Consider the following 24,289-nt stretch of genomic DNA (forward strand, 5'->3'; position numbering starts at 1 on the left):
CACCCGAACCTTCACGTTGTAATCGACCACTCTCTTGACTGCTACTAGCACTTTCATTTCGTAACCACCCTTCTCCGCCAGATTGTCCATGTCAGTCCAGACTGACCACGCTTGAACCTATTTGATGACCAACACCTTCGAGCGATCGAAAGCCACTGTCACAGCGACAATCAGGATCACGCCGAACACGATCTGTTGTGCAAACACGCTGATGCCGACAAACGTCATGCCCACGCGCGCGACCGACACCAGCAACGCACCGATCAGCGTGCGCACGATGCCACCTGAGCCACCGGTCAACGCCGTTCCCCCGACAATCACCGCAGCGATTGCCGGCAATAGAAACTGATTGGCCAACGTAGGCGAGCCACTGCCAAGCCGTCCCGCCATTACGACACCGGCGAGGCCGGCAAAAAACGACGAGGTCGCAAACACCAGGCATTTGGTCACGGAAACGCGCACGCCCGATGCAATGGCGGCCGGCTCGCCTGCGCCGATTGCATCGGTGTGACGACCAAAGACAGTCGAACGATGCAGAAACCAGCAGAACGCAAACACCGCAATGGCCAGCAAAATCTCATGCGGGATGCCGAACGAAGTCCCCGTCGTCCAGCCAAGCGAAGCGTTGCGCATGTCATCGCTGATCGCAATCGAACGTGTGCCTGACAGCGTGAGCGCCGCAGCCGAGGCAATGCCGCTGATCGCGAGCGTCGCAATGAACGAAGGAATCCGCAGCACGGTCTGGATCACGCCGCTCATGAGGCCGATCGCAAACGACGCCCCTAGTGCAATGACAGCTGCCCACGCGCCGTAGCGAGGCAGGAACAGCGCGACCATCACGCTTGCCAGCGATGCGACTGCCTGCAGCGACAGATCGATACTGCCAAGCAGCACCACAAAGGTGGTACCGGCCGCCATGATGAACAACGTGGAACTGTCTGCGAGCAGGCCGAGTTGCGTCGATAACGCCATAAAACCCGGCTGCGCGATTTCGATCAACACGTACAACGCCACTAACGCAGCCACTGGCGCGTTGTCGCGAAGCGTTGCCCGCGAAGGTGATTTCAGTAATGACATAGCAGCCTCACACCATATGTTCGACGATTTCAACCTGCGATGGCTTCGAGCCCACTTCGCATGGCAGAACCTTTTGCGCGCGGCCATCGCGCATCACCATGACGCGGTGGCTGAGGCCCAGAATTTCCTCGAGCGTGTCGCCCGTCAGCACGACGGCCACCCCTTCAGCGGTCAACTCGCGAATCAGTTGGTAGACCTCTTCTTTCGCGCCCACATCGAGGCCGCGAGTCGGATGGTCGAGCACGAGAATCCGGCTGCCGGCAAAGCGCCATTTCGCGAGTACGACTTTCTGCTGGTTGCCGCCCGACAGATTGCGGCAGGACGCATCGGGCCCAGGCGTCTTGATATGCAGACGCTGGATCCACTCGTCGGCGATCTTGCGTTCGCTTGCCTTGCGCACTACGCCGCCCCGGCTCACCGCGCTCAGTCGCGGTAACGTCAGGTTCTCCGCGACGCTCATCTGTGTCACGAGTCCTTCCACCTTGCGCTCGCGGGGCACATAGCCCACCCCCAATGCGACCGCGTGGTTCGCCTGCGGCCTGAGCAGCGTGCCGCCAATCCGCACTTCGCCTGAATCGAGTTTTTCAAGTCCGGCGATCACGCGGCACAGTTCTTCGCGCCCCGAGCCCACCACGCCTGCGACACCGAAGACCTCGCCACGGCGCAACTCGAACGACACATCGTTCAACGCATGACCGAGCGACGCATGTTGAACCGAAAGCGCCACCTCATCGCGACATGGCTTTTGCAGGTTCTCGCGGTAGTACTCGCCGTTCATCGAGCGGCCTACCATCAACTCATGAAGCTGCTTGACGGAGGCTTCCACCGACGCCATCTCCGCCACCACCTTGCCGTCCTTCATCACGTACACGCGGTCGCTCAGCGACAGCAGTTCGTCCAGACGATGCGAGACGAACACAAACGACGCGCGCGACTTCAGTTCGCGCACGAGCCTGAACAGGATTTCGATTTCGACGGCCTCCAGAACGGAAGTCGGTTCGTCGAGCAGGATGATCGGCGTGCCGCCCGTGCGACTCGCCAGCGACAACGCACGCGCCAACTCCACCATCTGACGCTGGCCGAATGACAAGTCTTCGCAAACCGTCAACGGATCGATGTCGAGATGCACGGTGGCAAGTTCAGCTTGCGCTGCGCGTTTGAGCTTCGACCAGTTCATCCGGCCGAACGTCGTGAAGTCTTCTTCACGGCCGAGGAACAGGTTTTCGGCAATGGTCAGGTTGGGCAGGATCGATTGTTCCTGGTACACCATCGCAATGCCTTTCGCGGTAGCGTCGCGGGGATTGCGAATCACGAGCGGCTGGCCGGAGAGCGTGATTTCACCGGAGTCCTGACGGTACGCGCCGGTCAGCAGTTTCATCAGCGTCGACTTGCCTGCGCCGTTCTCGCCAATCAGGCCGACGATTTCATTGGGCCGCACTTCGACCGACACGTCGTCCAGTGCGAGCACACCTGGGAAGCGTTTAGTGATGTTCTTGAGTTTCAGCATGTCGAATCTCCCAGGCTTACTTGACGATGCGCCGATGCGAGCGATTGAGCGCAAGCGTCACGGCTACGATGATCAGCACGCCCTGAATGCCCTGTTGCACGTATGGCGGCACGCCGAGCAGCACCATGCCGTTGCCGAGCACCACGACGATCAACGTACCGATCAGCGTGTTCAACGGACTGCCGTTGCCGCCTGCGAGCGACGTGCCGCCTACTACGATGGCCGTGATCGCGACAAACAACTGGCCGTCTGCGATGAGCGCGTGGCCCTGCCCATATTGCGCGACGGCGAGGATGCCGGCCACACCATAGAAAGCACCCGCGAGTGCGAAGATCGCAATCCGCACGCGTCGCACCCGCACCCCGTTCAGACGCGCGAGATCCTCACCGCCGCCGATCGCCAGCGTGTGACGCCCGAGCAACGTATGGCGGTAGATGAACCACGCGAGCGCGAGCGCAAGCAAGCCGATCCATACCGACAGCGGCAAGCCCGCGTAGCGCGTAATCGCAATCGAACGCAGCGCTGTATCGCTCACGCGGATCGTGTTGCCCGATAGCCATGCCGTGCCGATTCCCGTTGCCACAAAGCCGACTGCGAGCGTGGCGATGAATGACGGAATCCGCAGGAACACGTGCAACATGCCGTTGGCCAACCCCAGCACCGTGCCGGCGGCGATCGCCACGGCCAGCACCCACAGGCCGTAGTGATTGTCGTTGTACGAGTTCTCGACCAGCATCGACACAGTGATGGCGGAAACCGCGACAATCCCTTCCGCCGACAGATCGATGCTGCCCAGTTGAATCACGAACGTTCCGCCGAGCGCGATGGTGAGCGGAATCGCGGCAGAAATCGCGATTCGCGCCAGATTCATCGGATCGAAGAAATCGTGATTGACCGCACCGATGCAAAGGCCGAGCGCCAGCAAGACCAGCAGCGGCGCAAAGCGCTGCAGCAGGGAATGCATCGACATGAACCCGATCCCGGTTGTTGTTGTGCTGACGGCCTGCCGGGTAGGCGCTGCGGTTAGTTTGCTCATCGATACACCACGGGCCCCGCGACGCGGGCGTAGAGATTGTTCCAGTCGGCGTTAGGCGCCGATTCGCGCGCCATGACCGTCTGCACGTTCGACTTGTTCACGAGCGTCGCCTTGCAGAACGATTCGCGCTGATCCTTGGGCAAGGAAGCGACCTGCAACTTCTTCTGCTGCGCCTGAAGGCCCATCGAGAGACCAATGCCACCCAGCCAGTACGGGTCCCAATCCACCGTCGTCACGAGTTCGCCGACCTTGATCGCGGCGAGTCCCGGCTGCGTGCCGTCCATGCCGGAGACCGGCAGCTGACCGGCCAGCCCTTCCGCGCGGAGCGCTTCGATCGCACCCAGCGCCATGTCGTCGTTCGCCGCCCACACACCCTTGATCTTCGAATTGAAGCGCGTCATCCAGGCCTGCATGATCGGGAAAGCCTTTTGCGAATCCCAATCCGCCACCTGGAAGTCCAGCAACTGGATGTCGGGGAATTTCTTCAATGCAGCCATCAAACCCGCCTTACGCTCGATGGCGGGCACGTTGCTGAAAATACCGCCAATCGCGACGACGCCCCCCTTGCCCCCCATCGCCTTGAACAACTCAGTGGCCGTCGCCTCGCCGTATGCGACACCGTCGAACGACATGTGGGCCACGTAGTTCGGGTTGAAATCCCACGGATGCAGGTCCTTCGGCTTATTCCAGATCGTCGTGACATAAGCACCGGCTTTCGAGCAGGCCTCGACAATCACGCGCGCGTCGGCGGAGTCGTTGGGGTCGACGTTCAGCACCAGGTTGCCGCCGGTCTTCTGCAGCAGCGCGCGAATATCCGCGATACCTTTTTCGGAGCTGCCTTCGGTGGTGAGCGGTACGTACGGCAACCCGATGCTCTTTGCGAAGCTCTGTGCGCCCTTGTTGAACGCGGTGTAATACGGATTGGTCAGCGAGCGGAACGAGCAGGCGAGCGTCGTCTGCCCGGCGCCGAACGATAGCCCCGACATGCCGCCGCTCGCGACGGCGAAGGCCGCGCCTGCGCCGAGCTTGATAAAGTCGCGACGCGATACGCCTGTGTGTTGATCCTGTTTCGACATGATGTCTCCTCCGAGTCAGAAAGACCCTTTTCACCAGGGCTAGAAATAAATAACCAGATATTTACGATTAGGACAGGAAAGCCCAGATTTTCCGGGCTTTCCTCACCAACCGTCCTGGTCCGACGTCAAAACTGTCGCTGCGGCCTCGAGCGCTGCACGACCTGAGGTGCTCGCGAGCTTGCCTACCACGGGGCGAGGCGTTGCCGCCAGACCGCGAATCAGATCTGCCGCTTTCTCCGCGATCATCAGCGTCGGCGCGTTCGTATTGGAACTCACGATACGCGGCATCACCGACGAATCCGCGACACGCAGTCCAGCGATGCCGTGCACGCGCAATTGCGGATCGACAACCGACAGTTCGTCGATGCCCATCTTGCAGGTGCCAACCGGGTGGTAACCGGTGCGTCCGTACTGCTGTGCGTAGGTCTCGTACTCGGCTTGCGTGCGCACGCTGCCGCCGGGAAAGTGCTCGCTCCTGATGTATTTGCTCAGCGCCTTCTGACTCATGATTTCGCGGCTCTGACGAATACCGTCGACGGCCACCTTCAGATCATATGGGTCACGGATATAGGCAGGATCGATCACCGGTGCGTCGGCGGGATCGGCACTGTGCAGCGTGACGCTGCCGCGGCTGCGCGGCCGCAGGAAATAGGAGTTCAGCGTGCAGCCCGAACCCGACGGCACCGGCGGCACGCCGGCCTCGACGCCTGCGCCGGGCAGGAAGTGAAACTGCAGGTCGGGCGTCGGTACGCTGCTGTCCGAATACCAGAAGGCGCCGCCTTCGGCGATGTTGGACGTGACCGGTCCCTTGTTGAAAAGTTTGTATTCGAGGCCGGCGAGCAGCATCATGTGCTTCTTCGAATACTTGTCCAGACTGTACGCGCCGTTCAACTCGTAGACGATGTCGATATCGAAGTGATCCTGCAGGTTCTGTCCGACACCGTTCAGCACATGTATGGGTTTCACGCCGGCGCGCTCCAGGTCTTCGGCGCGTCCGATGCCCGAGAGCATCAGCAGTTTCGGTGAACCAATCGCGCCAGCGGTCACGATCACTTCGCGTTCGGCACGCGCAATCGTCACATTCGAGCGATCGTCTCCCGGCGCAAATTCAACGCCGATTGCGCGGCCGTTTTCGACGACCACACGCGAAACGAGGCACCCGGTGCGCACCGTCAGATTCGGCCGCGAGCGAGCATCGCGCAGATAGCCGACCGCCGCGCTGCAGCGCTTGCCATTGCGTTGCGTGACCTGGTACACGCCCACGCCTTCCTGCTGTGCGCCATTGAAGTCGCTGTTGTGCGGCATGCCCGCTTCCTGCCCTGCCAGGACAAACGCCTTGGTCAATTCGTTGACGCTGATGAGATCCGACACGCCAAGCGGGCCACCCACGCCGTGATACTCGTTGCACAGACGTTCGTTGTCTTCCATGCGGCGCAAGTACGGCAGCACGCCATCGCGAAAGCCCCAGCCCGTGCAGCCGTCGCGCTCCCAGCCGTCATAGTCCGACGGCTGTCCACGCGTGTAGACCATGGCATTGATCGAGCCGCCACCGCCGAGCACGCGGCCCTGTGCGAACGGAATCTGCCGCCCTTGGGTTTCGGCCGCCGCAGCCGTGCGATAACCCCATGTCAAAGGACCGGACGTCATCTTGAAGAAGCCAACCGGCATGTGGATGTACGGATCCGTATCGGCCGGTCCGGCTTCGAGAAGCAGCACCCGGTTGCCCGCATCTTCGCTCAGACGCGCCGCCAGCGCGCAACCCGCGGCCCCTCCCCCTACGATCACATAGTCATACATTGCTGTCTCCGATACTGTTCTGCAGTCACGTTGCTGCGTGCGACTCCGTTATTCCTGACGCTTGTACAACGGCTCTTAACGGCCGTTTGATCGAGCCTGGCCGGATCAGCCGATCCAGCGCCGCCGATTGCCCAACTGGACATGAACCGACTTCAGTTCCGTGTATTCCTCGACCCCGTAGCGTCCCGTTTCACGACCGATACCCGACTGCTTGATGCCGCCAATCGGCATTTCCGGGCCGCCGGTGATGGTGCAGTTGACCCAGATGCGGCCGGCCTGCACCTCGCGGAAGCTCTTGATCGCACCTTGCAGATCGCGCGTCCAGATGCTGGCGGCAAGGCCGTACGGCACGCCGTTCGCAATCTGGATGGCCTGGTCGAAAGTATCGAACGACGTGACCGACAGCACCGGTCCGAAAATTTCTTCCTGCGCCAGCGCGCTGTGCGGCTCGACGTTGCGGAACATGGTGGGCTGGATAAAGAACCGCTCGCCCTCCTGGCTCGACGTGCCGCCATGCACCAGTTGCACGCCGTCGCGTTTGCCCGCTTCGATGAAACCGCAAATCTTGTCGAACTGACGCGCTTCGACAATCGCCCCGACATGGTTCGACGCATCAAGCGGATCGCCGACCCGCACCTTCTCGAGCACGCTCTTGACCCGCGCGACGAGTTCTTCTTCCACCGAGCGATGCACGACGAGCCGGCTGCCCGACACACAGCATTGGCCCGCGTTGAAGCAGATACCGAAGGCAATGGCGTCGGCGGCATCGGCGAGATCGGCGTCCGCGAACACGATTTGCGGATTTTTGCCGCCGAGTTCGAGTCCGACCTTCTTCATGTTACCGCCCGCTGCCGTCAACACCGAGCGGCCCACTGGCGTCGAGCCGGTGAACGACACCATGTCGACGTCCATGTGTTCCGCGAGTGCCTGACCCACCTTCGAGCCGAGCCCCGTCACCACGTTCACGACGCCGTCCGGCAGACCGGCTTCCGTGAGCAGCGCAGCGAGTTTGAGTGTCGTGGTGGAGGTAAGCTCGGCGGGTTTAACCACCGCTGTGCACCCCGCCGCCAGCACGAACGGCAGACGCTCGGACAGAATGAAAAAGGGGAAATTCCAGGGGGTGACGATACCCACCACGCCGACAGGCTGACGCACGACAAGGCCGAACATGTCGCTGCCCAGGTTGTCGTGCGAATCGCCGTGCGCAACCCGTGCAAGGCCAGCAGCGTATTCCCAGATGCCTGCCGCAGCGTTGACCTCGCCGCGCGACTGGCCGATCGGCTTGCCGCTTTCGAGGGTTTCCAGGTACGCGAGCGTCTCCACGTTTTCCCGGATGAGGCTCGCGGTTTTCAGGAGCACCGTCGAGCGCTGTTCACCCGACAGACGCGACCAGCGCCCGTCATCGAAGGCACGGCGCGCAGCAGCAACGGCCACGTTCAGATCCTCGACCGACGCACGCGCCGTGGAGGTCACCGGCACGCCGTGGCCCGGACTCTTACGCGTCACGAATTCGCCAGCGGACGCGACGTAGTCCTTGCCGTCGATGAACATCGGCGTGCGCACAGGTTCCGACGGAAGACGAAGCGATGCTGCCAGTTCGTTCAGATTGCTCATTCCTGCCTCCAGTGTTTGCTCCCACGCGCGCCAACTGACGCATCGCAGGCGTAGGGCAATCGCTCAGCCGCCGCGATGCCCTTCACATTTTTGCGCCCCATTCTGCACCATCCGGTTACTTCCGGGCAATGCTTTTTTGGTCTATAGTCGGTGCCACGACGCGAAATCGGCAACGACCGTTCCCACTCATTTATTGCAGCGAAAATCCGTTATGACTCTTGCGAGCACGCCCCCCAGCCGGGCACTGAAAAACGCCGTCGCCGGCGCAGCGCAACCGCGTCAGCGCGACCCCGAAGTCACCAAGGCGCGCATTCTCGAGGCCGCTAAAAAAGAGTTCGCCAAGCTCGGCCTCGCCGGTGGCCGCGTCGAAGCCATCGCGACCCGTGCGAAAGCCAACAAGCGGATGATCTATCACTACTTCGGCAGCAAGGAGGAACTCTTTCAGGCCGTACTCGAAGATGCCTACGCCGACATCCGCCACGCCGAACAGAAGCTCAACCTCGAACACCTCTCGCCGGAAGACGCCCTCGTTGCGCTCACCACGCATACGTGGAACTACTACCTGAAGAATCCCGAGTTCATGACACTCGTCAACAGCGAGAACCTTCATAAGGCGCGTCACGTCAAGAATTCCGAACGGTTCAAGGAATTGCATCACGGCTTCATCTCGATGTTGCAAGGCATACTCGATCGCGGCGTCAAGGCACGCGTGTTTCGCACCGGTGTCGACGCCCGGCAACTGCACATCACAATGGCGGCCGTCGGCTACTACTATTTGACCAACCGCTTCACCAGCGGCGTGATATTCGACATCGACTTCATGAGCAAGGAGGCGTTGAAAAATCGTCTCGACTTCAACATCGAAACCGTTCTCCGGCTCGTGCGCGCCTGAATGCCGGCGCACGGAGCGCCGGGCGCTGGCGCTTCGGATCGCGCGGCCGTTCATCAGGCCGCCTGCTCCCGCGGCTTGTCTGCACCGCCCCTGCTGCGGGCGAGCAATGCGTCGTCGACCAGCGGACGAAAGCCCATCCGCGCAAGCACATCCCGTTCGATATCGACACCTTCGGACACTTCGATCAGCCGAACGCCGTTTTCTTCCAGCCTGAAAACGGCACGCTCCGTCACGTACAGCACTTCCTGCTTCGCGATACGCGCCTGCACGCCACTGAACGTGATGTGCTGAACGCGCTCGACGAGCTTCGGCACACTGCCCGGCGACACGATAGTCAGCCCCTCGCCGACCTGCTCGACCTGCAGACCTTTCGCTTCGAAACTGCCGCAGAAAACGATCTTGCGGGCGCCTTGCGTGATGTCGATAAAGCCGCCCGGCCCCACCACGGTCGAACCCAGTTTCGAGACGTTGATGTTCCCATCGCCGTCCATCTCTCCCATGCCGAGGAACGAGATATCGACGCCGCCGCCACTGTAGAAATCGAATTGATCGACGCTTGAGAGGATCGCGTCCGCGTTGCGCGCGGAGCCGAACATCGGGCCATCGACCATCGCGCCGTTGTGAATGCCCTGCTCGACCGTTCCCCAGAATGTGCCGAGGCGCCCCGCCTGCGCGAGCAATCCAGGAATACCGCCGGGGATGCCGAAACCGAAATTCGCCGAATGCCCAGCATGCAATTCATGCGAAGCGCGCGCCGCGATGATGCGACGAATGCCGGTCGGCACTTCATAAAAGCCGTCAGCGATCGTTCCGAGCGATTCGCCGCTCAGCGCGGGGTCGTAATCCGCGATAGCACACTGCGGCGCTGCTGGCGTCTCGACGAGCGTGTCAACCAGTACACCCGGAATACGCACCAGTCGCGCCGGCACGTGGCCTGTCGGCTCGCGCTCCCTCACCTGCACGATCACATGACCGCCACTGTTGTGGGCAGCCAGAGCCGCTGCATATGTGTCGAGGTCGACGGGCTCACGACGCAACGTGACATTGCCCGCCGCATCCGCCGATGAACCACGCACGATCGCGAAATCGACCTTGAACGGTTTGTAGCGCAAATATTCACGCCCATCGAGTTCGATCAGGTCAACGAGATCCTCGGTTGCGCGTGCATTGATTTTGCCGCCGTCGATACGCGGATCGACAAACGTACGCAGCCCGACGTGCGTGACGAGCCCCGGCCGTCCCGCTCCGATCTCGCGCAACAGCGTGGAGATTGCGCCTGCGGGAAAGCTATACGCTTCGAACGCATTCTCTTTGGCCAGTTGCTGCATGGCTGGCGACCAGCTCCAGTGCCCGCCGATGACGCGCCGCACCATCCCCGGATGAGCGAAGCGGCCAAGACCGCTGCCCTTGCCGTCGCCGATTCCGAGCGCGTGCACCACCGTCAGATCGCGCGGATGGCCAGTCTCGAGGAAGCGCTGCTCCAGTTTCGCGAGCACGGCGTCCGGCTCGAGCATCCCGCCGCCGTTACTGGCCAGCGCGATTGTCGCCCCATCGAAGATCTGCTCGACCGCCTCTTCGGCTTGCATCCAGTTTTTCAAACTACCCTCCAGTCCGATCGGCCACAAAGCTCGTTGACATCGGTGATTCATTGGTTTTAAATAACCATCCAGATGGTTACTTGTTGCCAATGTTGGCACAGGAAATCACGTAATTCAAGCGGTGATACGCGACGCTCGGGTTTACCTGCACAGCACAAACCAGGCACAAAACAGGTGCCGATCATGAGGACGGAGACAGCATGAAACTCTCGGAAACGCATCAGCAGATTCGTGAAACCACCCGGCGCTTCGCACAGGAAGTGATCCGCCCCATCGCGGAGGAACTCGATCGCGAAGAGCGCTTCCCGGCGGAAATCTACGCGCAGATGGGCGAGTTGGGACTGTTCGGCATCACCGTGCCGGAAGAATTCGGCGGCGCCGGACTCGACGTCACGGCATATGCGCTCGTGATGGAAGAACTGTCGCGGGGTTACGCGTCCGTAGCGGACCAGTGCGGGCTGCTCGAACTGGTCGGCACCCTTCTTTCCGTCCACGGCACCGACGAGCAGCGCGCGACCTACATGGCGCCATTGCTGCGCGCGAAACTAAGGCCGGCGTATTGCATCACCGAGGCCGACGCAGGCACCGACGTCTCCGGCATCCGCACCACCGCGACGCGCACGAGTGAGGGCTGGGAACTCAACGGCGCAAAGCTCTGGATTCACAACGCGCCGGTTGCCGACGTGGCATTCGTACTCGCCCGGACCGATCCTTCGGCAGGCAAGCGTGGGATGAGTATCTTCATCGTGGACTGTTCATTGACGGGTGTATCGAAAGGCCCCAAGGAGCACAAGATGGGGCAGCGAGCGTCGCAGGTGGGCGAATTGAATTTCGACCGGGTGAAGTTGCCGCGTGACGCGCTGCTCGGCACGGAAGGCCGTGGCTTTCACATGATGATGAGCGCGCTCGACAAGGGCCGTGTGGGGATCGCTTCGCTGGCGGTAGGCATCGCGCAGGCAGGGCTCGAAGCGGCGCTCGAATACGCGCAAACGCGCAAACAGTTCGGCAGTCATATCGCCGAGCTACAGGGCATTCAATGGATGCTCGCGGATATGGCGACGGATATTCAGGCCGCGCGCCTGCTCGTCCTCGACGCCGCCGAACGGCTCGAATCGGGCGACCGCGCGAGCATTGCCTGTTCAATGGCAAAGTGCTTTGCGGGCGACACCGCCGTCAAGCACAGCGCGAACGCCGTGCAGATTTTCGGTGGCAGCGGCTACATTCGCGGCTACGAAGTCGAGCGCCTATATCGCGACGCCAAGATCACGCAGATCTACGAAGGCACCAACCAGATCCAGCGCACGATCGTTGCACGCGATCTGCTCGCCAACGGAGCCGCGTTATGAGCGCGCGTCCCATCGCTCTTGTGACGGGCAGCCGGCGTGGCATCGGGCGCGCGATCGCGATCGAACTCGGTCGCGCCGGTTTCGACATTGCGCTGACCGATGCCGTAGCGTCGGACGAGCTCGACGGTGCCGTGAGCGAAGTTCAGAAGACCGGCGCTCGTGCGATCGCGACACTCTCCGACCTCGCCGATATCGATTCGCATCCGTCAACGTTGCGCGCCATCGAAGCTGCTCTCGACGGTCAGATCGACTGCCTCGTGAACAACGCAGGTGTTTCCGTGATGTCGCGCGGCGACCTGCTCGACGTCACGCCGGAAAGTTTCGACCGCTGTGTTGCCGTGAATACGCGTGGCACGTTCTTTCTCATGCAGGCATTCGCGAAACATTGCCTCGCGCGTCAGGTCGCCCCGGTAGCTCCGCATCCGTCGATCATCACGATCACGTCGTCCAATGCGATCGCAGCCTCGCCTTTACGCAGTGAATATTGCGTATCCAAGGCAGGCCTGTCGATGGCGAACACGCTCTTCTCGCTGCGTCTCGCCGACCACGGTATCAGCGTGTATGAAGTGCAGCCCGGTTTGATCGAGACAGAAATGACCGCGCCGTCCCGCGCGCGCTACGACACGCAGATCGAGCAGGGACTGACCGCCATCAAACGCTGGGGCACACCGCAGGAAGTCGCAACCACCGTACGCACGCTTGCCACCGGCGGCCTCCCCTACAGCGTCGGCCAGGCAATCCGTGTCGACGGCGGCCTGCTCGTCACCAAATATTGAGCTACCTATGAACCTGTCAATCAGACTGCCGGCCGCGTCCGGCGCATTGGAAACGTATCTCGTGCAGGGCACGCCACTCGAGGTGCGGCCACCTGCGCGCGACTTCAACCGCATTGCGTACTCGGCCGCGCACGTGGTGGCCGATCCGCTGCGCGCGGGTGAACTGAACGCCGCGCCCGCCATCGACTGGGACCGCACGATTGCTTATCGCCGCTATCTGCTCGAACAGGGGCTAGGCATCGCGGAGGCCATGGACACTGCGCAGCGCGGCATGGGACTGCCATGGAGCACGGCACTTGAACTGATCACGCGCAGCATCGAAGGCACGCGGGATATTGCCGGGGCGGCTATCGCTTCCGGTTGCGGCACTGACCACATCACGCCGGCTTCGGTAACGAATTGCGATCAGGTGATCCGCGCGTATGCGGAGCAACTCGAAGCCGTACAACGCGTAGGCGGACGTGTGATCCTGATGGCGAGCCGCGCGCTCGCGAAAGTCGCCCGCTCACCGGACGACTACCGTCGCGTCTATCGCGAAGTACTCGCCATGTGCGATCAACCGGTGATCCTCCACTGGCTCGGCGACATGTTCGACCCCGAACTCGCGGGCTACTGGGGCGCAAGCGCATTTCCAGATGCAGCCGAAGTGTGCCTCGACATCATCGAGGCCAACGCGGCCAAGGTGGATGGCATCAAGATCTCATTGCTCGATGAGCAGAAGGAGATCACGTTCCGCCGTCGTCTGCCGCAAAGCGTGAAGATGTACACCGGCGACGACTTCAACTATCCCGCGCTGATCGCCGGCGACGGCACCCACTTCTCGCATGCTCTCCTCGGCATTTTCGACGCTATTGCACCTGCGGCCTCTCAGGCGTTGGCGGCCCTCTCCGCAGGCGACGTCGCGACCTTCAACAGGTTGCTGGGGCCAACGGTACCGCTTTCGCGTCACATTTTTCGCGCGCCCACGCAGTACTACAAGACGGGCGTGGTGTTCCTCGCCTACCTGAACGGCTTCCAGGATCACTTCTTCATGCCGGGCGGTCATCACGGTATGCGGCCACCCGCCTATCTTGCCGACGTGTTCCGCCTCGCCGACCAGGCCGGCCTGTTGCGCGATCCGGGAGATGCAGTCATCCGCATTCGCAAGGTCATGGCGCCACTAGGATGCGGAAACTGATCATGGCCCGATCTGGGGGACCCGTACGGCACATCGTGTTTTGCCGGTTCCGGCACGAAGTGACGCCGACATGCCGCCTTGCGTTCTTCGAGCAGATCCGGCGACTGACGGAAGTACCCGGCATTGCATTTGACAACTTTCAATGCGGGCCCAATGTGTCACCGGAAGGCTATAGCATGTCGTTCTCCGACGGCTTCATGATGGATTTCGCGAGCCGCGACGACTGCTTCGCCTACCTGGCGCACCCCACGCATCAAGCCATTGGGGCACGTCTTCTCGATGCACTCGAAGACGGCGCGCAAGGCTTGCTCGTGTTCGATATCGATCTGGAAACTCATGAGAAACCTTCAGGGAAGACTCGACCTGTGCTCCATCAATACCGCAACGCTGGGCCATCGGGAGCCGCTCAGCCGCACGATTGAGCGCATTGCGCGAGCTGGCTTTGGCGGGATAGCGCCATGGCGTCGCGAGGTAGAGGAAGGCGACGTCGCGCTGTTTGCGCGGCAGATCAAAGCGCTCGATCTGACCGTCACCGGCTACTGCCGCTCGACCTATCTGCCCGCTGCGACTTCAGCCGAATTCAATGCGAATGTCGAATCAAACCGGGCTGCCTTGCATGATGCGGCCGTGCTCGGAGCACGTTGCTTTGTGATGGTGGTCGGTGGAATCGTGCCCGGGAGCCGCGATCTGGAAGGTGCACGGGCCCAGGTCATTGACGGAATATCCATGCTGATGGAGACAGCGCGTGACTGCGGCGTGCCGCTCGCACTCGAGCCTCTTCATCCGATGTATGCGGCCAATCGCGCCGTGGTCAACACCGTCGCGCAGGCTCTGACTATTTGTGAAACCGTGGACCCGGACCGCACAGGACTGGTCGGCATTGCGGTTGACATTTACCACTGCTGGTGGGATCCCGAATTGACGGCGTCGATCGCGGCGGCCGGGCAGGCGGGACGCATCATGGCTTACCATGTCTGCGACTGGTTGCACGAAACAGGTGACATGCTGCTCGATCGCGGAATGATGGGTGACGGTGTCGTCGATCTACCGGCGGTGCGGTCCTGTGTCGAGCGCGCCGGATATGACGGCCTGGTCGAAACCGAGATCTTTTCGGCGCAAAACTGGTGGCGACGTGAGCCGGACGAAGTACTCGCCATCTGCGCCGAACGTCTTCAGACCGTTTGCTAACGGCGCCACATTAAACGAAACGAACACGCGGAGACAAAATGACTGAAAAGATTCGCTGGGGTGTACTAGGTGCCGCAAAGATCGCCGATAACTTTGTCGTGCCTGCTATCCAACGCTCGTCCAACGGCCGGGTGACCACCGTCGCCAGCCGCGACCATGAACGCGCGCAGGCATTCGCGAGCAGGCACGGCATTGAGCATGTGTCGGCGAGCTACGATGAGGTGATCGGAAGTCGCGACGTAGACGCGGTCTATATCCCGTTGCCCACGGCCAGCCATGTCGAATGGTGCAAGAAAGCCTTGCTCGGCGGAAAACACGTCCTGTGTGAAAAGCCGATCGCAATGAATGCTGGCGAGGTGCTCGATCTGATCGCCTTACGCGACAAAACGGGCCTGGTATGCGGCGAAGCATTCATGGTGGCGCATCATCCGCAGTGGGATTTTGTTCGCGAGAGCGTTGCTTCGGGGATGCTCGGCGAACTCGAACTGATCGAAGGATCGTTCACCTACTTCAACGACGACCCCAATGCGCTGAAAAATAATCTGTCACTCGGCGGTGGCGGAGTGCGCGATATCGGCGTGTACCCGGTCGTGACTACGCGTCTCGCGACAGGACGTGAACCGACCGGTGTGCATGCCGAGGTTCTGCTCGATCCCCGCTTCGGCACGGACCGGTTCGCGCGATGCACCGCTGACTTCACGGATTTCTCAATGACGTTCTACTGCGGCACCCAACTGTCGCGCCGGCAGCACATGATCTTTCACGGAACGAAAGGCTGGTTGAGCGTTGATGCCCCCTTCAATCCAGGCGTCTACGGTCCCGCTCAAATTCGCCATCGTTCGGACGAGACAGGTCAAACACGCACCATTGAGTTCGGCGATGTCGACCAATACCAACTTATGGTTGAAGATTTTTCGAGAGTGGTGCTCGGTCAGAAGGCGAATCTGGCTTTCACTCTTGAGAACTCGCTCGGCAATCAGCGCGTTATCGATCAGATACTTTTATGACGATTCAATCGATAATGCGCTCGACGCTAAGGTGTTCGCCGGCGGTTACACCGTAAAGTACATCTAGTCAGTATCCGCAACCGTTTCCCTGCGAAACATGCCACCTGGAAAATCGCCTTTATCGGTCGAACCCCATGGGAAAGGTGCTCGCGCACGCCGAGAGACAGCAGATGGCCGCGTCGTGACCGTTCGGTTGCGACTGCGAGGCCGATGCCGCGCTTGCCGCCGGAAATCATCGCTCCTTTCTTGCTTGAAAACTCCGTTGCCGTAGTGCGCTAGAAGCCGGCGTCGATGACGATTTTCGTGCCGTCGCTGAAACGGTTGAGCCGGAACGCGTTGGGATCGACGAGTGGGGTGTCGTTGGCTACGAGATCGGCCATCAGCTTGCCCGCCGCCGGACCAATACCGAATCCATGTCCGGAAAAGCCCGTGCCGATGAACATGCCTGGCACCGTATCGACGCCGGAGATCACAGGAATCGCGTCGGGCGTGACGTCCATATTGCCCGCCCAGCGCTGCGCCACGCGCGCGTTCGACAGATGCGGAAAGACCTTCGTGAATTCACGCAAGCCCGCATCCGTGTATTCGGTGATCGGCGCTGGATCGAGCGTCCGGACCTGTTCGAACACGGTAGGCCGGTCCAACGCCCAGCGCCGCGGACGGCGCAACTCTTCGAAGAACCGCTCGCCAATCCCGATTCGCAACGAGCCAATCTGACTCTTCAGCGCTTCGATGTATTTGAAAAACAGCCGGAACGAGTCCGGTGTGAGATCGCTATAGGTGCGAAAGCCGGCGGCAATCGTATAGCCACCGTCGGCGCGTTTGCGAAACGCGAAACGCTTGTCGCTTGCGCTGCAGGTCGGGCCGCCTTCAAGGGGCTCGGTGCGCAGCACCGACGCCTTCACCATCAACTGCGGAATGTCCACGTCGAGGTTGCCGCAAAAGAGCCGCGACCACGCGCCGCCCGCCACGACCACGCTGACGCAGCGGATCGCGCCGTGTTCGGTGACCACGGCGCTGACGCGTCCCCCGCTCGTTTCGATGCCGCGCGCAGCGCACGGTGTCAGGATCTTGACGCCACGCTTGCGCAACGCATTGGCGATCGCGGGCGCGGCTTGCTGCGGTTCGGCACGGGCGTCACCCGGCGTGTAGAGACCGCCTTTGAATTTCCGCGACGAACCAGGCAACAGACTAGCGACCTCCTTGCCCTCCACTTCGCGCGTGTCGAAAGCATCACCCGCCAGATTGCGCGCCTTGTCCAGCCATACGCGATGCTTTTCCATCGCGTCGTCCTCGGCGGTCATATAGAGAATGCCGCATTGAGTGAAACCGGTATTGATACCGAGCTTCGCATCGAGATTGCGCCACAGCTTCAGGCTCTCGATACTCAACTGAAATTCGCGCATGTCGCGATGCGTGACGCGTACCCAGCCCCAGTTGCGGCTCGACTGCTCACCGCCGATATGACCTTTCTCGCACAGCGCAACCTGCAGGCCTTTTTCGCTCAGATAAAGGGCCGTGCTCACCCCGATAATGCCGCCACCGATAACGACGACATCGACTTGCGCGGGCAAGCTGGTGTCGTCGGCGACTGTGTCAACTTTGGGTCCCATAGTGGTTGATATCCTGCCCGTGAAGACTAGTTATGTTGATCGGCGATGCCGGTCGCGGCCGATGCCCCGCTGGCTTGTGCATCGCGCTGACGGCGTGAGTTGGATTTCGCGTGGCCGCGCGTCGGATTTGAATGCCGGTTGGTCCAGCGGTCGATGTGATTGATCGCGTGCGTGAGCGGTATCGTGACGAGCAGATAGACGACGCCCGCCGCGACGAGCGGCGACAGGTTCGCGGTATTCACCGAGGCATTCTGGCCGATCGTGAACAGATCGCGCTGCGACGTCAGCAGACCGAGGAAGTAGACGAGACTCGAATCCTTGACGATAGAAATGAACTGGTTGGCGAGCGCGGGCAGGATGCGTCGGACGCCTTGCGGGACGATCACGTGACGCATGCCACTCCAGTACGTCATGCCGAGCGCCTGACAGGCGGACAGTTGCCCGCGCCCGACGCTCTGAATGCCCGAGCGGAAAATCTCGGCGATATACGCGGACGAAATCAGCCCGAGCGCGACGATGGCGAGCGGATACGGATTCGGCCCGAACAGCGCCAGCCCTAACGGCGCGAGCCCCTGCCCCACCAGTAGAATCACCAGGGCAGCGGGCAGGCCGCGAAACACGTCGATGAATACCTGGGCGGGCAACATCAGCCAGCGCGTGTGCGATACCGCCATCAACGCGAGCACCATACCCACGACGATGCCCAGCACGGTAGAAAACACCGACAGCACAAGCGTGTTGACGAGGCCCGTGCACAGCAACGATGGCATCGACGACGTCAGCAACGGCCAGTCGAGAAAGTTTTGCAAGAAAGCATTCATGATGCGGTCCTGGTTGAGCGGCAGCAGGCGGCCACCAGTCGTCGGGCAACCTGACCCAGGTTGCCGGGCTTCGGTAGCGCCACCCTAGCTACCGCTCTTCATTGCGTACGGCGGCAGGCTCGCGGGCTTCGGATAACCCGGATGGAATTGCAGATACAGCCGGGTCCACGTGCCGTCGGCGACCAGTTCGTCGATGGTCTTGTTAACCGCCGCTTCGAGCTTCGCATTGCCCTTGTGGATCGGGAAACCGGCCGGCAGATTGACGGCGGAGATATCCAGCTTGTCGGCGATGTTCATCTGCGGGTACTTGCCTTGCAGCCCTTCGACCAGTGTTTTATCCACGAAGTAACCGTCGATATATTTCGAGCGCATCGCCAGGAAGCCTGCATTCAGATTCGGAAAGCGCACGATCTGCGCGCCCGGCAGATAGCTGTCCGAATACGTGTCCTCGATCGTGCCTTGCACGACACCAATGCGTTTGCCCTTTACCGAGGCCGGATCGCTGGTGATCGTGCTATCGGGCAAGGTTGCAACGCTCAGCAGCCCGGTCAGATAGCCCTCCGAGAAATCGACCATCTTCAGCCGTTCCTTCGTGATCGAAATGGACCCGGCTGCCAGATCGATCTGCTGGTTCGACACGCCTGGCAGCAGTCCGCTGAAATCCTGTGCGCGGAATTCGGCGCTCAGGCCGAGCTTCGTTGCAATCGCACGCAACAGCTCGACGTCGAAACCCGTCATTTTGCCGTTGTCGATATACGAATACGGCTTGTTGTTCGCATCGACGCCGGCGACCAGTTTGCCCGGCGTCAGCGTGCCGACATCGTCGGCGCGGGCGACGCCTGTCAACGTAAGCGATAGCGGCACGACTACTGCAATGAGGCTGAGAAGATGGCGAATGCGCATGAGGGTGCTCCGTCGAGAGGGCTTGCGATGGAATGAATGATGTACGTTAGGGGGAAAGTTCAGCCGGTCAGGCGTTTAGTGGAGAATCCTGGAAAGAAAATCGCGGGCGCGCGCGGAGCGCGGCCGGTCGAAAAAGGCATCCTTGCTGTCGTCTTCGATAATCGCGCCCTGATCCATAAAGACGACGCGATCGGCCACCCGGCGCGCAAAACCCATCTCATGCGTCACACACAACATGGTCATGCCCTCTTGCGCGAGACCCGTCATCACGTCGAGGACTTCGTTGACCATCTCCGGATCGAGCGCCGAAGTGGGTTCGTCGAACAGCATGGCAACCGGATCCATCGACAACGCTCGCGCAATCGCGACGCGTTGTTGCTGACCGCCGGAAAGCTGCGAAGGAAACCTGTCTTCGTGTGCCCTCAGTCCCACGCGTTGCAGCAACGTGCGCGCTCTTTCCGAGGCATCGTCCCGGCTGCGGTGCAACACGGTGACCTGCGCGAGCGTCAGGTTTTGACGGAGGTTCAGATGCGCAAACAGTTCGAAGTGCTGGAACACCATGCCAACCCGTGCGCGCAACTTTTGCAGTCTGGCATGGGGGGCCGCGACGGACGTGCCGTCCACCACGATCTCGCCTTGCTGAACCGGTTCGAGTCCGTTGACCGTTTTAATAAGCGTTGACTTGCCGGAGCCGGACGGCCCACAGATCACCACCACTTCGCCGCGACCGATCTCAGTCGAACAGTCGGTCAGCACGCGGTGCTCGCCATACCACTTCGAAACATTGCGCATTGAAATCATCGGCGACTCCCGTAGACCTTGAATGATTCGTTATCCGCACTGCATTTGGCACTGTCTGGCGCGACCTCACGAGAGCGCCGCGCGCACGCGACCGCTCCAGAAATCGTCGAACGTGTAGAGCGCGGTGCCGACCGGCACGCTCAGACGGCTGGCGATGCGCGCCGGGCTCACAGGAAACGCGCCTTCGCCAAAGGCGCCCGGCAGCGGATCGAGTCCGAGCATGTGTCTGGCCACGCGTGTGCCGAGATAGCTCATCAGCGCGACGCCATTACCGTTGCAGCCGAGCGCGTAATGAATGCCGTCCTGTGTGCCGATATGCGCGAGCCTGTCGCCCGTCATTGCGACATAACCCTTCCACGCGTGAGTGATGCGAACATCGCGCAACGCGGGCCACAGTTCGATCATTTTCGCGTGCAGCATCCGCGCAGCGTCGCGCTCGCCGACTTCACGGCAAGCCGGCCGGGAGCCGAACAGCATCCGCGTGCCGTCGGGCGAGGGCCGCGTGTAGAACAGGTTGCGTTTGGAGTCGCTGATCATCCGGCGGCCAGGGTTGAGCACGGCCATCAGGCCGACCGGCAACGGCTCCGTTGCAATCTGGTAGCTCGCGACGGGCAGCACGCGTCGCGAGAAGAAAGGCAGCAGGCGCCCCGTATAGCCATTGGTCGCGACCAGAACATGCTTTGCGTTGACCTTGCCCCTCGTGGCGTGAACCCGAAAGCCCGTGCCCGTGCGCTCGATCTCTTCGACGCCAGCATGCGAGTGCAGCGTCGCGCCGCTGCGTCGTGAGAGATCGCGCAGCGCGCGATGATATTTGGCCGTATGCAGGCCGCCATATTCGTCGACGAGAATGCCACCGTAGTAGTAGTCAGAGCCGATGATCGCGTGCTGTTCCGTGCGCGGCACGACGGTCACGGTGACGCCGGTCTTCTCGCGCAGCAGGTCACCCTGGCGGCGCAGGCGTTCGAAATGGCGCGGCGTGAAAGCGCCGAAAAAGCGGCCGGTGATCTGCAGGTCGGCGTCGAGCAACTCGTCGGCGACGAGACGCTTCAGATAATCGAAGCTCGCCATCGATTCATGCATCAGACGTCCGAGGCGCTCCGCGGACACGCCGCGAATCGCATTGGTCAGGGCGAGCTTTTGTCCGCTCGACACCATGCCGCCGCTGCGCGTGCTGCCGCCTGCGCCTATCTCTTCGGCGTCGAGGACGGCCACACTGGCGCCGAGTCGCCCGGCCTGCACCGCTGCAGACAAGCCGCAATATCCGCTGCCCACAATCAGGACATCGACGCTTGCCGGCAACGCGTCGCGAGCGGTCTCCGGCGGTGCAGCATCCCACCAGTACGGAGTGACGCGAAAATCGGGGTCGAACAGGAGAGCATCGGAGCGCATCGTTCAGGGCCGGTGACAGGTTGAAGCCAGTCTAGGTTTGCGTCGGCTATCCGGTCAAATACGGCCAAAAACGCCTGCTATTCATTTTTGGTATGGCAAGCTAAAGATTAGATTGCAGATGTGGGATGAATGGAGCCGATGAATCAAAGACAGATCGAAGCATTCAGACTGGTGATCCTGCGCGGTTCGATGACTGCTGCCGCTGAAGAACTTGGCACTTCGCAGCCGAGCATCAGCCGGCTGATTTCGGAGCTGGAAGCGTCGACGGGGCTTGCGCTGTTCACGCGCAATGGCGGACGGATTCAGGCAACCGATGCGGGCAGCGCGTTTTACAGCGAGGTGGATCGCAGCTTCGTCGGCCTTGAAAAACTCGCGCATTCGGCGCGGGAAATTCGCCAGTTCGGCAGCGGACGCTTGCGCCTCGTCGCTGCGCCGGTGCTGGCGTTGTCCTTCGTGCCGATGGTGATTGAGCGCTTCCTGGCGGCATATCCACGCATTGCGATCTCGCTGGAGATGCGAAGCGAAGGGACTATTCAGCGCTGGGCGTCGTCGGCGCATTGCGACGTTGGATTCGCGACGACCACGCCCGATGTGTTCGGCGTCACGAGCGCCGAGCTGTACAGGTTGGCAGGTGTGTGCGCGCTACCTGCAGGTCATCCGCTCGCGGCTCGCGAGCACATCGAGGCGCGCGACCTCCGGGACCAGAGCCTGATTCTGCCGTCGTATGCGGACGATACGCGCTCGTCGCTGGATCGGGTGCTGCGGCAGGCCGACGTCACCCAGGTGCCGACCATCGAAACGCCGTACGGCGCGACGATTTGCGCGATGGTGTCGCGCGGGTTGGGCATTGGCGTGGTGAATCCGCTGGCGACTTACGGTGCCAACCCCGCGAAGATCACGTTCCGGCCGTTTTCACCCGATGTGATGTTTCGCGGTTTCACGGTTTGCCCGCAGTTGCAGCAGCCGAATCCTATCGTTAGAAGTTTTCTGGAATTGGCCCATGGTGTGGATCTGCGGGAGGCCTGTGATCGTGGATAGCGCGAGTGTTAGCGACGGGGGCAGATTCGGGCTGCGAGGGTGTTTGTGACGTCGATCGCAAGACGGGCGAGACCGTCCTCCGTGTCGGAATGACTGTGCCCTCAGCGGACCATGCGACGTATGCGGCTTCAAATGGCCCCTGGAGGGGCCGGCCTTTGTTTGCGTGTCTGAAATAAGGTAGGGGTAACTGATGGCTTTTGGTAGAACTTTGCTGCAAGGTCAGTGGCGCTGTTCGACCCGTTGCCGACGGTCGTGTCGCCACCGAGCCAAAGACGGGTAACGAAGCGGCCCGGTCATTCAAACCGCCTTCTCCGGCGGTCCCGTTGCGGATGCTCGACGCTCAAGCACCGTGCGGCGGCTGCATGTCACTTGGGTGCCGTCTTGATCCCGGCCTCCGTTCACGCCGCGCGACTACTGAACTGCGTCAATGCCCGGAACTTCGCGCGCGGGCGCATTGCTGGCATGTCTGGTCCCACGGAAGGAAACCGTGCCGTTGTCGGACCGCGCGGGCAACGCATTCGCCGGCAGAATCAAAAAATCGTTACCGCTCCGTGGACGAACACGCGAACGCGATCGTTGGCTAGCCCGACAAAATTCTGGAAGCAATAAGGGTTCTGGCTGCTTGCGCGGCCTATTTTAGCGTCCAACACTTTGCCATTAATCCGGCTCGCCAGATAACTGTCCGGTATATCGGACAACCTAGTGTTTCGACGGTAAATGTCGCGAACGCGAGGCCCAGCTGGGAGCGGTTTCTCAGACCAACCCTCATCAGGATCTGAACATGAAGTTCGCCACCAAGGGCGCCAAGGCCGCCTTGCTGTTTGCCGCAACCGCCGTGAGCGGACTACTCGCGCTCTCCGCCTGCACGAAAGTGGCGACGCCCGAGCAGGGTCCAGCGGCAGCGGCGCCTGCATCGACGCTTCAGGCCGTGCTTCAGCGCGGCACGCTGCGCGTCGGCGACTGCCTCACGTTCGCGCCGTTCGGCTTCTACGACAAAGACGGCAATCCGGACGGCTACGACGTCGACCTTGCCAAGGAACTGGCGAAGCAAATGGGCGTGAAGCTCGAAGTCGTGAACACCACTAGCGCGAACCGCATCCCGAACCTGCAGACCGCCAAGGTCGATGTCGTGTTCTGCAACTTCACGCGCAACCTCGAACGCGCGAAGGTCGTCGAATTCACGTCGCCGTACGTTGTCGCCAGCGAAGCGATGCTCGTGAAGAAGAGCAGCGGCATCCAGTCGGCGAAGGACATGAGCGGGCGCACCATTGCCACGGTGAAGGGCTCGACCAACGGCGACGAAGTCCGCTCGATGGGCATCCCCGTCAAGATTCAGGAATATGACAGTTCGCAGGCGGCCATTCTCGCCGTCAAGCAGGGCCAGGCCGATGCGATGATCGAGGACAACAACTTCCTTGCGTATCAGGCGAAGCTCGATCCGGAACTGGCCGTGACGAACGAAGCACTCGTACCGCTCGAGTACAACGCGTTCGGCGTGAGGGCGGGCGACCAGGCGTGGCTCAACTATCTGAACCTGTTCCTGTTCAACATCAATGCATCGAAGCTGAATGCGCAGTTGTACAAGAAGTGGTTCGGCGTCGATCCGAGATATCCGCTCAATCCGCAGTTCTGA

At 61.4% G+C, this 24,289-nt stretch carries 21 protein-coding genes; 9 read left to right on the forward strand and 12 right to left on the reverse strand.

Translation table 11 applies throughout. The features are described 5' to 3' along the window. Positions 1 to 117: 117 nt before the first annotated feature. The 6 genes from PQQ53_RS22060 to PQQ53_RS22085 all read right to left on the reverse strand — a co-directional run bounded on the left by PQQ53_RS22060 (position 118) and on the right by PQQ53_RS22085 (position 8,107). Entirely contained in the window at positions 118 to 1,002 is an 885-nt protein-coding gene (locus PQQ53_RS22060; RefSeq protein WP_408143665.1) for an ABC transporter permease, read from the reverse strand. Between the two features lie 82 nt (positions 1,003 to 1,084). Continuing rightward, a complete protein-coding gene (locus tag PQQ53_RS22065; protein ID WP_408326131.1) occupies positions 1,085 to 2,584 on the reverse strand; it encodes a sugar ABC transporter ATP-binding protein in 1,500 nt (499 codons plus the stop codon). 16 nt (positions 2,585 to 2,600) lie between these two features. Beyond that, complete coding sequence (locus PQQ53_RS22070) at positions 2,601 to 3,554, reverse strand: ABC transporter permease (RefSeq protein WP_408143669.1); 954 nt, start codon at positions 3,552 to 3,554, stop codon at positions 2,601 to 2,603. A 62-nt stretch (positions 3,555 to 3,616) separates the two neighbouring features. Beyond that, a complete protein-coding gene (locus PQQ53_RS22075; RefSeq protein WP_408143671.1) occupies positions 3,617 to 4,696 on the reverse strand; it encodes a sugar ABC transporter substrate-binding protein in 1,080 nt (359 codons plus the stop codon). A gap of 102 nt (positions 4,697 to 4,798) precedes the next feature. Then, positions 4,799 to 6,493: a GMC family oxidoreductase gene (locus PQQ53_RS22080; RefSeq protein ID WP_408326134.1), complete on the reverse strand. Its 1,695-nt coding sequence runs from the start codon at positions 6,491 to 6,493 to the stop codon at positions 4,799 to 4,801. 105 nt (positions 6,494 to 6,598) lie between these two features. Continuing rightward, positions 6,599 to 8,107, reverse strand: coding sequence for an aldehyde dehydrogenase family protein (locus PQQ53_RS22085; RefSeq protein ID WP_408326137.1), 1,509 nt, complete (start codon positions 8,105 to 8,107; stop codon positions 6,599 to 6,601). 211 nt (positions 8,108 to 8,318) lie between these two features. Between PQQ53_RS22085 and PQQ53_RS22090 the strand changes: the two genes are divergently transcribed. Next, a complete protein-coding gene (locus tag PQQ53_RS22090) occupies positions 8,319 to 8,999 on the forward strand; it encodes a TetR/AcrR family transcriptional regulator (protein ID WP_408153652.1) in 681 nt (226 codons plus the stop codon). Positions 9,000 to 9,052: 53 nt separating this feature from the next. Here PQQ53_RS22090 and PQQ53_RS22095 read toward each other — a convergent pair whose 3' ends face one another. After that, positions 9,053 to 10,585: an acyl CoA:acetate/3-ketoacid CoA transferase gene (locus PQQ53_RS22095; RefSeq protein WP_408326298.1), complete on the reverse strand. Its 1,533-nt coding sequence runs from the start codon at positions 10,583 to 10,585 to the stop codon at positions 9,053 to 9,055. 212 nt (positions 10,586 to 10,797) lie between these two features. On the opposite strand from PQQ53_RS22095, the gene PQQ53_RS22100 reads away from it, so the two are divergent. From PQQ53_RS22100 to PQQ53_RS22125, 6 genes are read left to right on the forward strand one after another with little or no spacing between them, the layout of a single operon-like run. Beyond that, positions 10,798 to 11,943, forward strand: coding sequence for an acyl-CoA dehydrogenase family protein (locus tag PQQ53_RS22100; RefSeq protein WP_408153654.1), 1,146 nt, complete (start codon positions 10,798 to 10,800; stop codon positions 11,941 to 11,943). Next, positions 11,940 to 12,719 (forward strand): 3-ketoacyl-ACP reductase, encoded by a 780-nt coding sequence (locus PQQ53_RS22105; protein ID WP_408326140.1) that lies wholly within the window; start codon positions 11,940 to 11,942, stop codon positions 12,717 to 12,719. Before PQQ53_RS22100 ends, PQQ53_RS22105 begins: the two co-directional genes overlap by 4 nt. Before the next feature lie 7 nt (positions 12,720 to 12,726). Continuing rightward, positions 12,727 to 13,896, forward strand: a complete 1,170-nt coding sequence (locus PQQ53_RS22110; RefSeq protein WP_408143683.1) for a dihydrodipicolinate synthase family protein — start codon at positions 12,727 to 12,729, stop codon at positions 13,894 to 13,896. Then, entirely contained in the window at positions 13,884 to 14,318 is a 435-nt protein-coding gene (locus tag PQQ53_RS22115) for a Dabb family protein (RefSeq protein ID WP_408326142.1), read from the forward strand. Before PQQ53_RS22110 ends, PQQ53_RS22115 begins: the two co-directional genes overlap by 13 nt. Next, positions 14,233 to 15,084 carry a sugar phosphate isomerase/epimerase family protein gene (locus PQQ53_RS22120; protein ID WP_408143687.1) on the forward strand — a complete coding sequence of 284 codons (852 nt, stop codon included), beginning with the start codon at positions 14,233 to 14,235 and terminating at the stop codon, positions 15,082 to 15,084. The genes PQQ53_RS22115 and PQQ53_RS22120 overlap by 86 nt, the downstream gene beginning before the upstream one ends. A gap of 38 nt (positions 15,085 to 15,122) precedes the next feature. Next, positions 15,123 to 16,091, forward strand: a complete 969-nt coding sequence (locus PQQ53_RS22125) for a Gfo/Idh/MocA family protein (RefSeq protein ID WP_408326145.1) — start codon at positions 15,123 to 15,125, stop codon at positions 16,089 to 16,091. A gap of 275 nt (positions 16,092 to 16,366) precedes the next feature. On the opposite strand, the gene PQQ53_RS22130 is transcribed toward PQQ53_RS22125, so the two are convergent. The 5 genes from PQQ53_RS22130 to PQQ53_RS22150 form a co-directional block, all read right to left on the reverse strand. Beyond that, a complete protein-coding gene (locus PQQ53_RS22130) occupies positions 16,367 to 17,704 on the reverse strand; it encodes an NAD(P)/FAD-dependent oxidoreductase (protein WP_408326148.1) in 1,338 nt (445 codons plus the stop codon). Positions 17,705 to 17,730: 26 nt separating this feature from the next. Further along, a complete protein-coding gene (locus tag PQQ53_RS22135; protein ID WP_408326151.1) occupies positions 17,731 to 18,525 on the reverse strand; it encodes an amino acid ABC transporter permease in 795 nt (264 codons plus the stop codon). Positions 18,526 to 18,609: 84 nt separating this feature from the next. Continuing rightward, positions 18,610 to 19,428 carry a substrate-binding periplasmic protein gene (locus PQQ53_RS22140; RefSeq protein ID WP_408143694.1) on the reverse strand — a complete coding sequence of 273 codons (819 nt, stop codon included), beginning with the start codon at positions 19,426 to 19,428 and terminating at the stop codon, positions 18,610 to 18,612. A 75-nt stretch (positions 19,429 to 19,503) separates the two neighbouring features. Further along, complete coding sequence (locus tag PQQ53_RS22145) at positions 19,504 to 20,229, reverse strand: amino acid ABC transporter ATP-binding protein (RefSeq protein WP_408326153.1); 726 nt, start codon at positions 20,227 to 20,229, stop codon at positions 19,504 to 19,506. 66 nt (positions 20,230 to 20,295) lie between these two features. After that, the gene (locus PQQ53_RS22150; protein WP_408143696.1) at positions 20,296 to 21,618 is read right to left on the reverse strand and encodes an NAD(P)/FAD-dependent oxidoreductase; all 1,323 of its coding nucleotides are present in this window, start codon (positions 21,616 to 21,618) and stop codon (positions 20,296 to 20,298) included. A 138-nt stretch (positions 21,619 to 21,756) separates the two neighbouring features. Here PQQ53_RS22150 and PQQ53_RS22155 point away from each other — a divergent pair, with 138 nt between their 5' ends. Together PQQ53_RS22155 and PQQ53_RS22160 are read left to right on the forward strand one after the other, a co-directional pair. Then, entirely contained in the window at positions 21,757 to 22,656 is a 900-nt protein-coding gene (locus PQQ53_RS22155; protein ID WP_408326156.1) for a LysR substrate-binding domain-containing protein, read from the forward strand. 781 nt (positions 22,657 to 23,437) lie between these two features. Continuing rightward, complete coding sequence (locus tag PQQ53_RS22160) at positions 23,438 to 24,289, forward strand: ABC transporter substrate-binding protein (RefSeq protein WP_408143700.1); 852 nt, start codon at positions 23,438 to 23,440, stop codon at positions 24,287 to 24,289.

It is taken from the genome of Paraburkholderia strydomiana (genome assembly GCF_046030495.1).
GTDB lineage: Bacteria > Pseudomonadota > Gammaproteobacteria > Burkholderiales > Burkholderiaceae > Paraburkholderia > Paraburkholderia strydomiana_A.

Bases quoted from the DNA above. Each gene is read 5' to 3' on its own strand.
- PQQ53_RS22140 (WP_408143694.1), bottom strand. From the start codon at position 19,428: ATGCGCATTCGCCATCTTCTCAGCCTCATTGCAGTAGTCGTGCCGCTA.
- PQQ53_RS22125 (WP_408326145.1), top strand. From the start codon at position 15,123: ATGACTGAAAAGATTCGCTGGGGTGTACTAGGTGCCGCAAAGATCGCC.
- PQQ53_RS22090 (WP_408153652.1), top strand. From the start codon at position 8,319: ATGACTCTTGCGAGCACGCCCCCCAGCCGGGCACTGAAAAACGCCGTC.
- PQQ53_RS22155 (WP_408326156.1), top strand. From the start codon at position 21,757: ATGAATCAAAGACAGATCGAAGCATTCAGACTGGTGATCCTGCGCGGT.
- PQQ53_RS22075 (WP_408143671.1), bottom strand. From the start codon at position 4,696: ATGTCGAAACAGGATCAACACACAGGCGTATCGCGTCGCGACTTTATC.
- PQQ53_RS22085 (WP_408326137.1), bottom strand. From the start codon at position 8,107: ATGAGCAATCTGAACGAACTGGCAGCATCGCTTCGTCTTCCGTCGGAA.
- PQQ53_RS22135 (WP_408326151.1), bottom strand. From the start codon at position 18,525: ATGAATGCTTTCTTGCAAAACTTTCTCGACTGGCCGTTGCTGACGTCG.
- PQQ53_RS22150 (WP_408143696.1), bottom strand. From the start codon at position 21,618: ATGCGCTCCGATGCTCTCCTGTTCGACCCCGATTTTCGCGTCACTCCG.
- PQQ53_RS22070 (WP_408143669.1), bottom strand. From the start codon at position 3,554: ATGTCGATGCATTCCCTGCTGCAGCGCTTTGCGCCGCTGCTGGTCTTG.
- PQQ53_RS22095 (WP_408326298.1), bottom strand. From the start codon at position 10,585: ATGCAAGCCGAAGAGGCGGTCGAGCAGATCTTCGATGGGGCGACAATC.
- PQQ53_RS22115 (WP_408326142.1), top strand. From the start codon at position 13,884: ATGCGGAAACTGATCATGGCCCGATCTGGGGGACCCGTACGGCACATC.
- PQQ53_RS22160 (WP_408143700.1), top strand. From the start codon at position 23,438: ATGAAGTTCGCCACCAAGGGCGCCAAGGCCGCCTTGCTGTTTGCCGCA.
- PQQ53_RS22145 (WP_408326153.1), bottom strand. From the start codon at position 20,229: ATGATTTCAATGCGCAATGTTTCGAAGTGGTATGGCGAGCACCGCGTG.
- PQQ53_RS22130 (WP_408326148.1), bottom strand. From the start codon at position 17,704: ATGGGACCCAAAGTTGACACAGTCGCCGACGACACCAGCTTGCCCGCG.
- PQQ53_RS22110 (WP_408143683.1), top strand. From the start codon at position 12,727: ATGAACCTGTCAATCAGACTGCCGGCCGCGTCCGGCGCATTGGAAACG.
- PQQ53_RS22100 (WP_408153654.1), top strand. From the start codon at position 10,798: ATGAAACTCTCGGAAACGCATCAGCAGATTCGTGAAACCACCCGGCGC.
- PQQ53_RS22080 (WP_408326134.1), bottom strand. From the start codon at position 6,493: ATGTATGACTATGTGATCGTAGGGGGAGGGGCCGCGGGTTGCGCGCTG.
- PQQ53_RS22120 (WP_408143687.1), top strand. From the start codon at position 14,233: ATGAGAAACCTTCAGGGAAGACTCGACCTGTGCTCCATCAATACCGCA.
- PQQ53_RS22065 (WP_408326131.1), bottom strand. From the start codon at position 2,584: ATGCTGAAACTCAAGAACATCACTAAACGCTTCCCAGGTGTGCTCGCA.
- PQQ53_RS22105 (WP_408326140.1), top strand. From the start codon at position 11,940: ATGAGCGCGCGTCCCATCGCTCTTGTGACGGGCAGCCGGCGTGGCATC.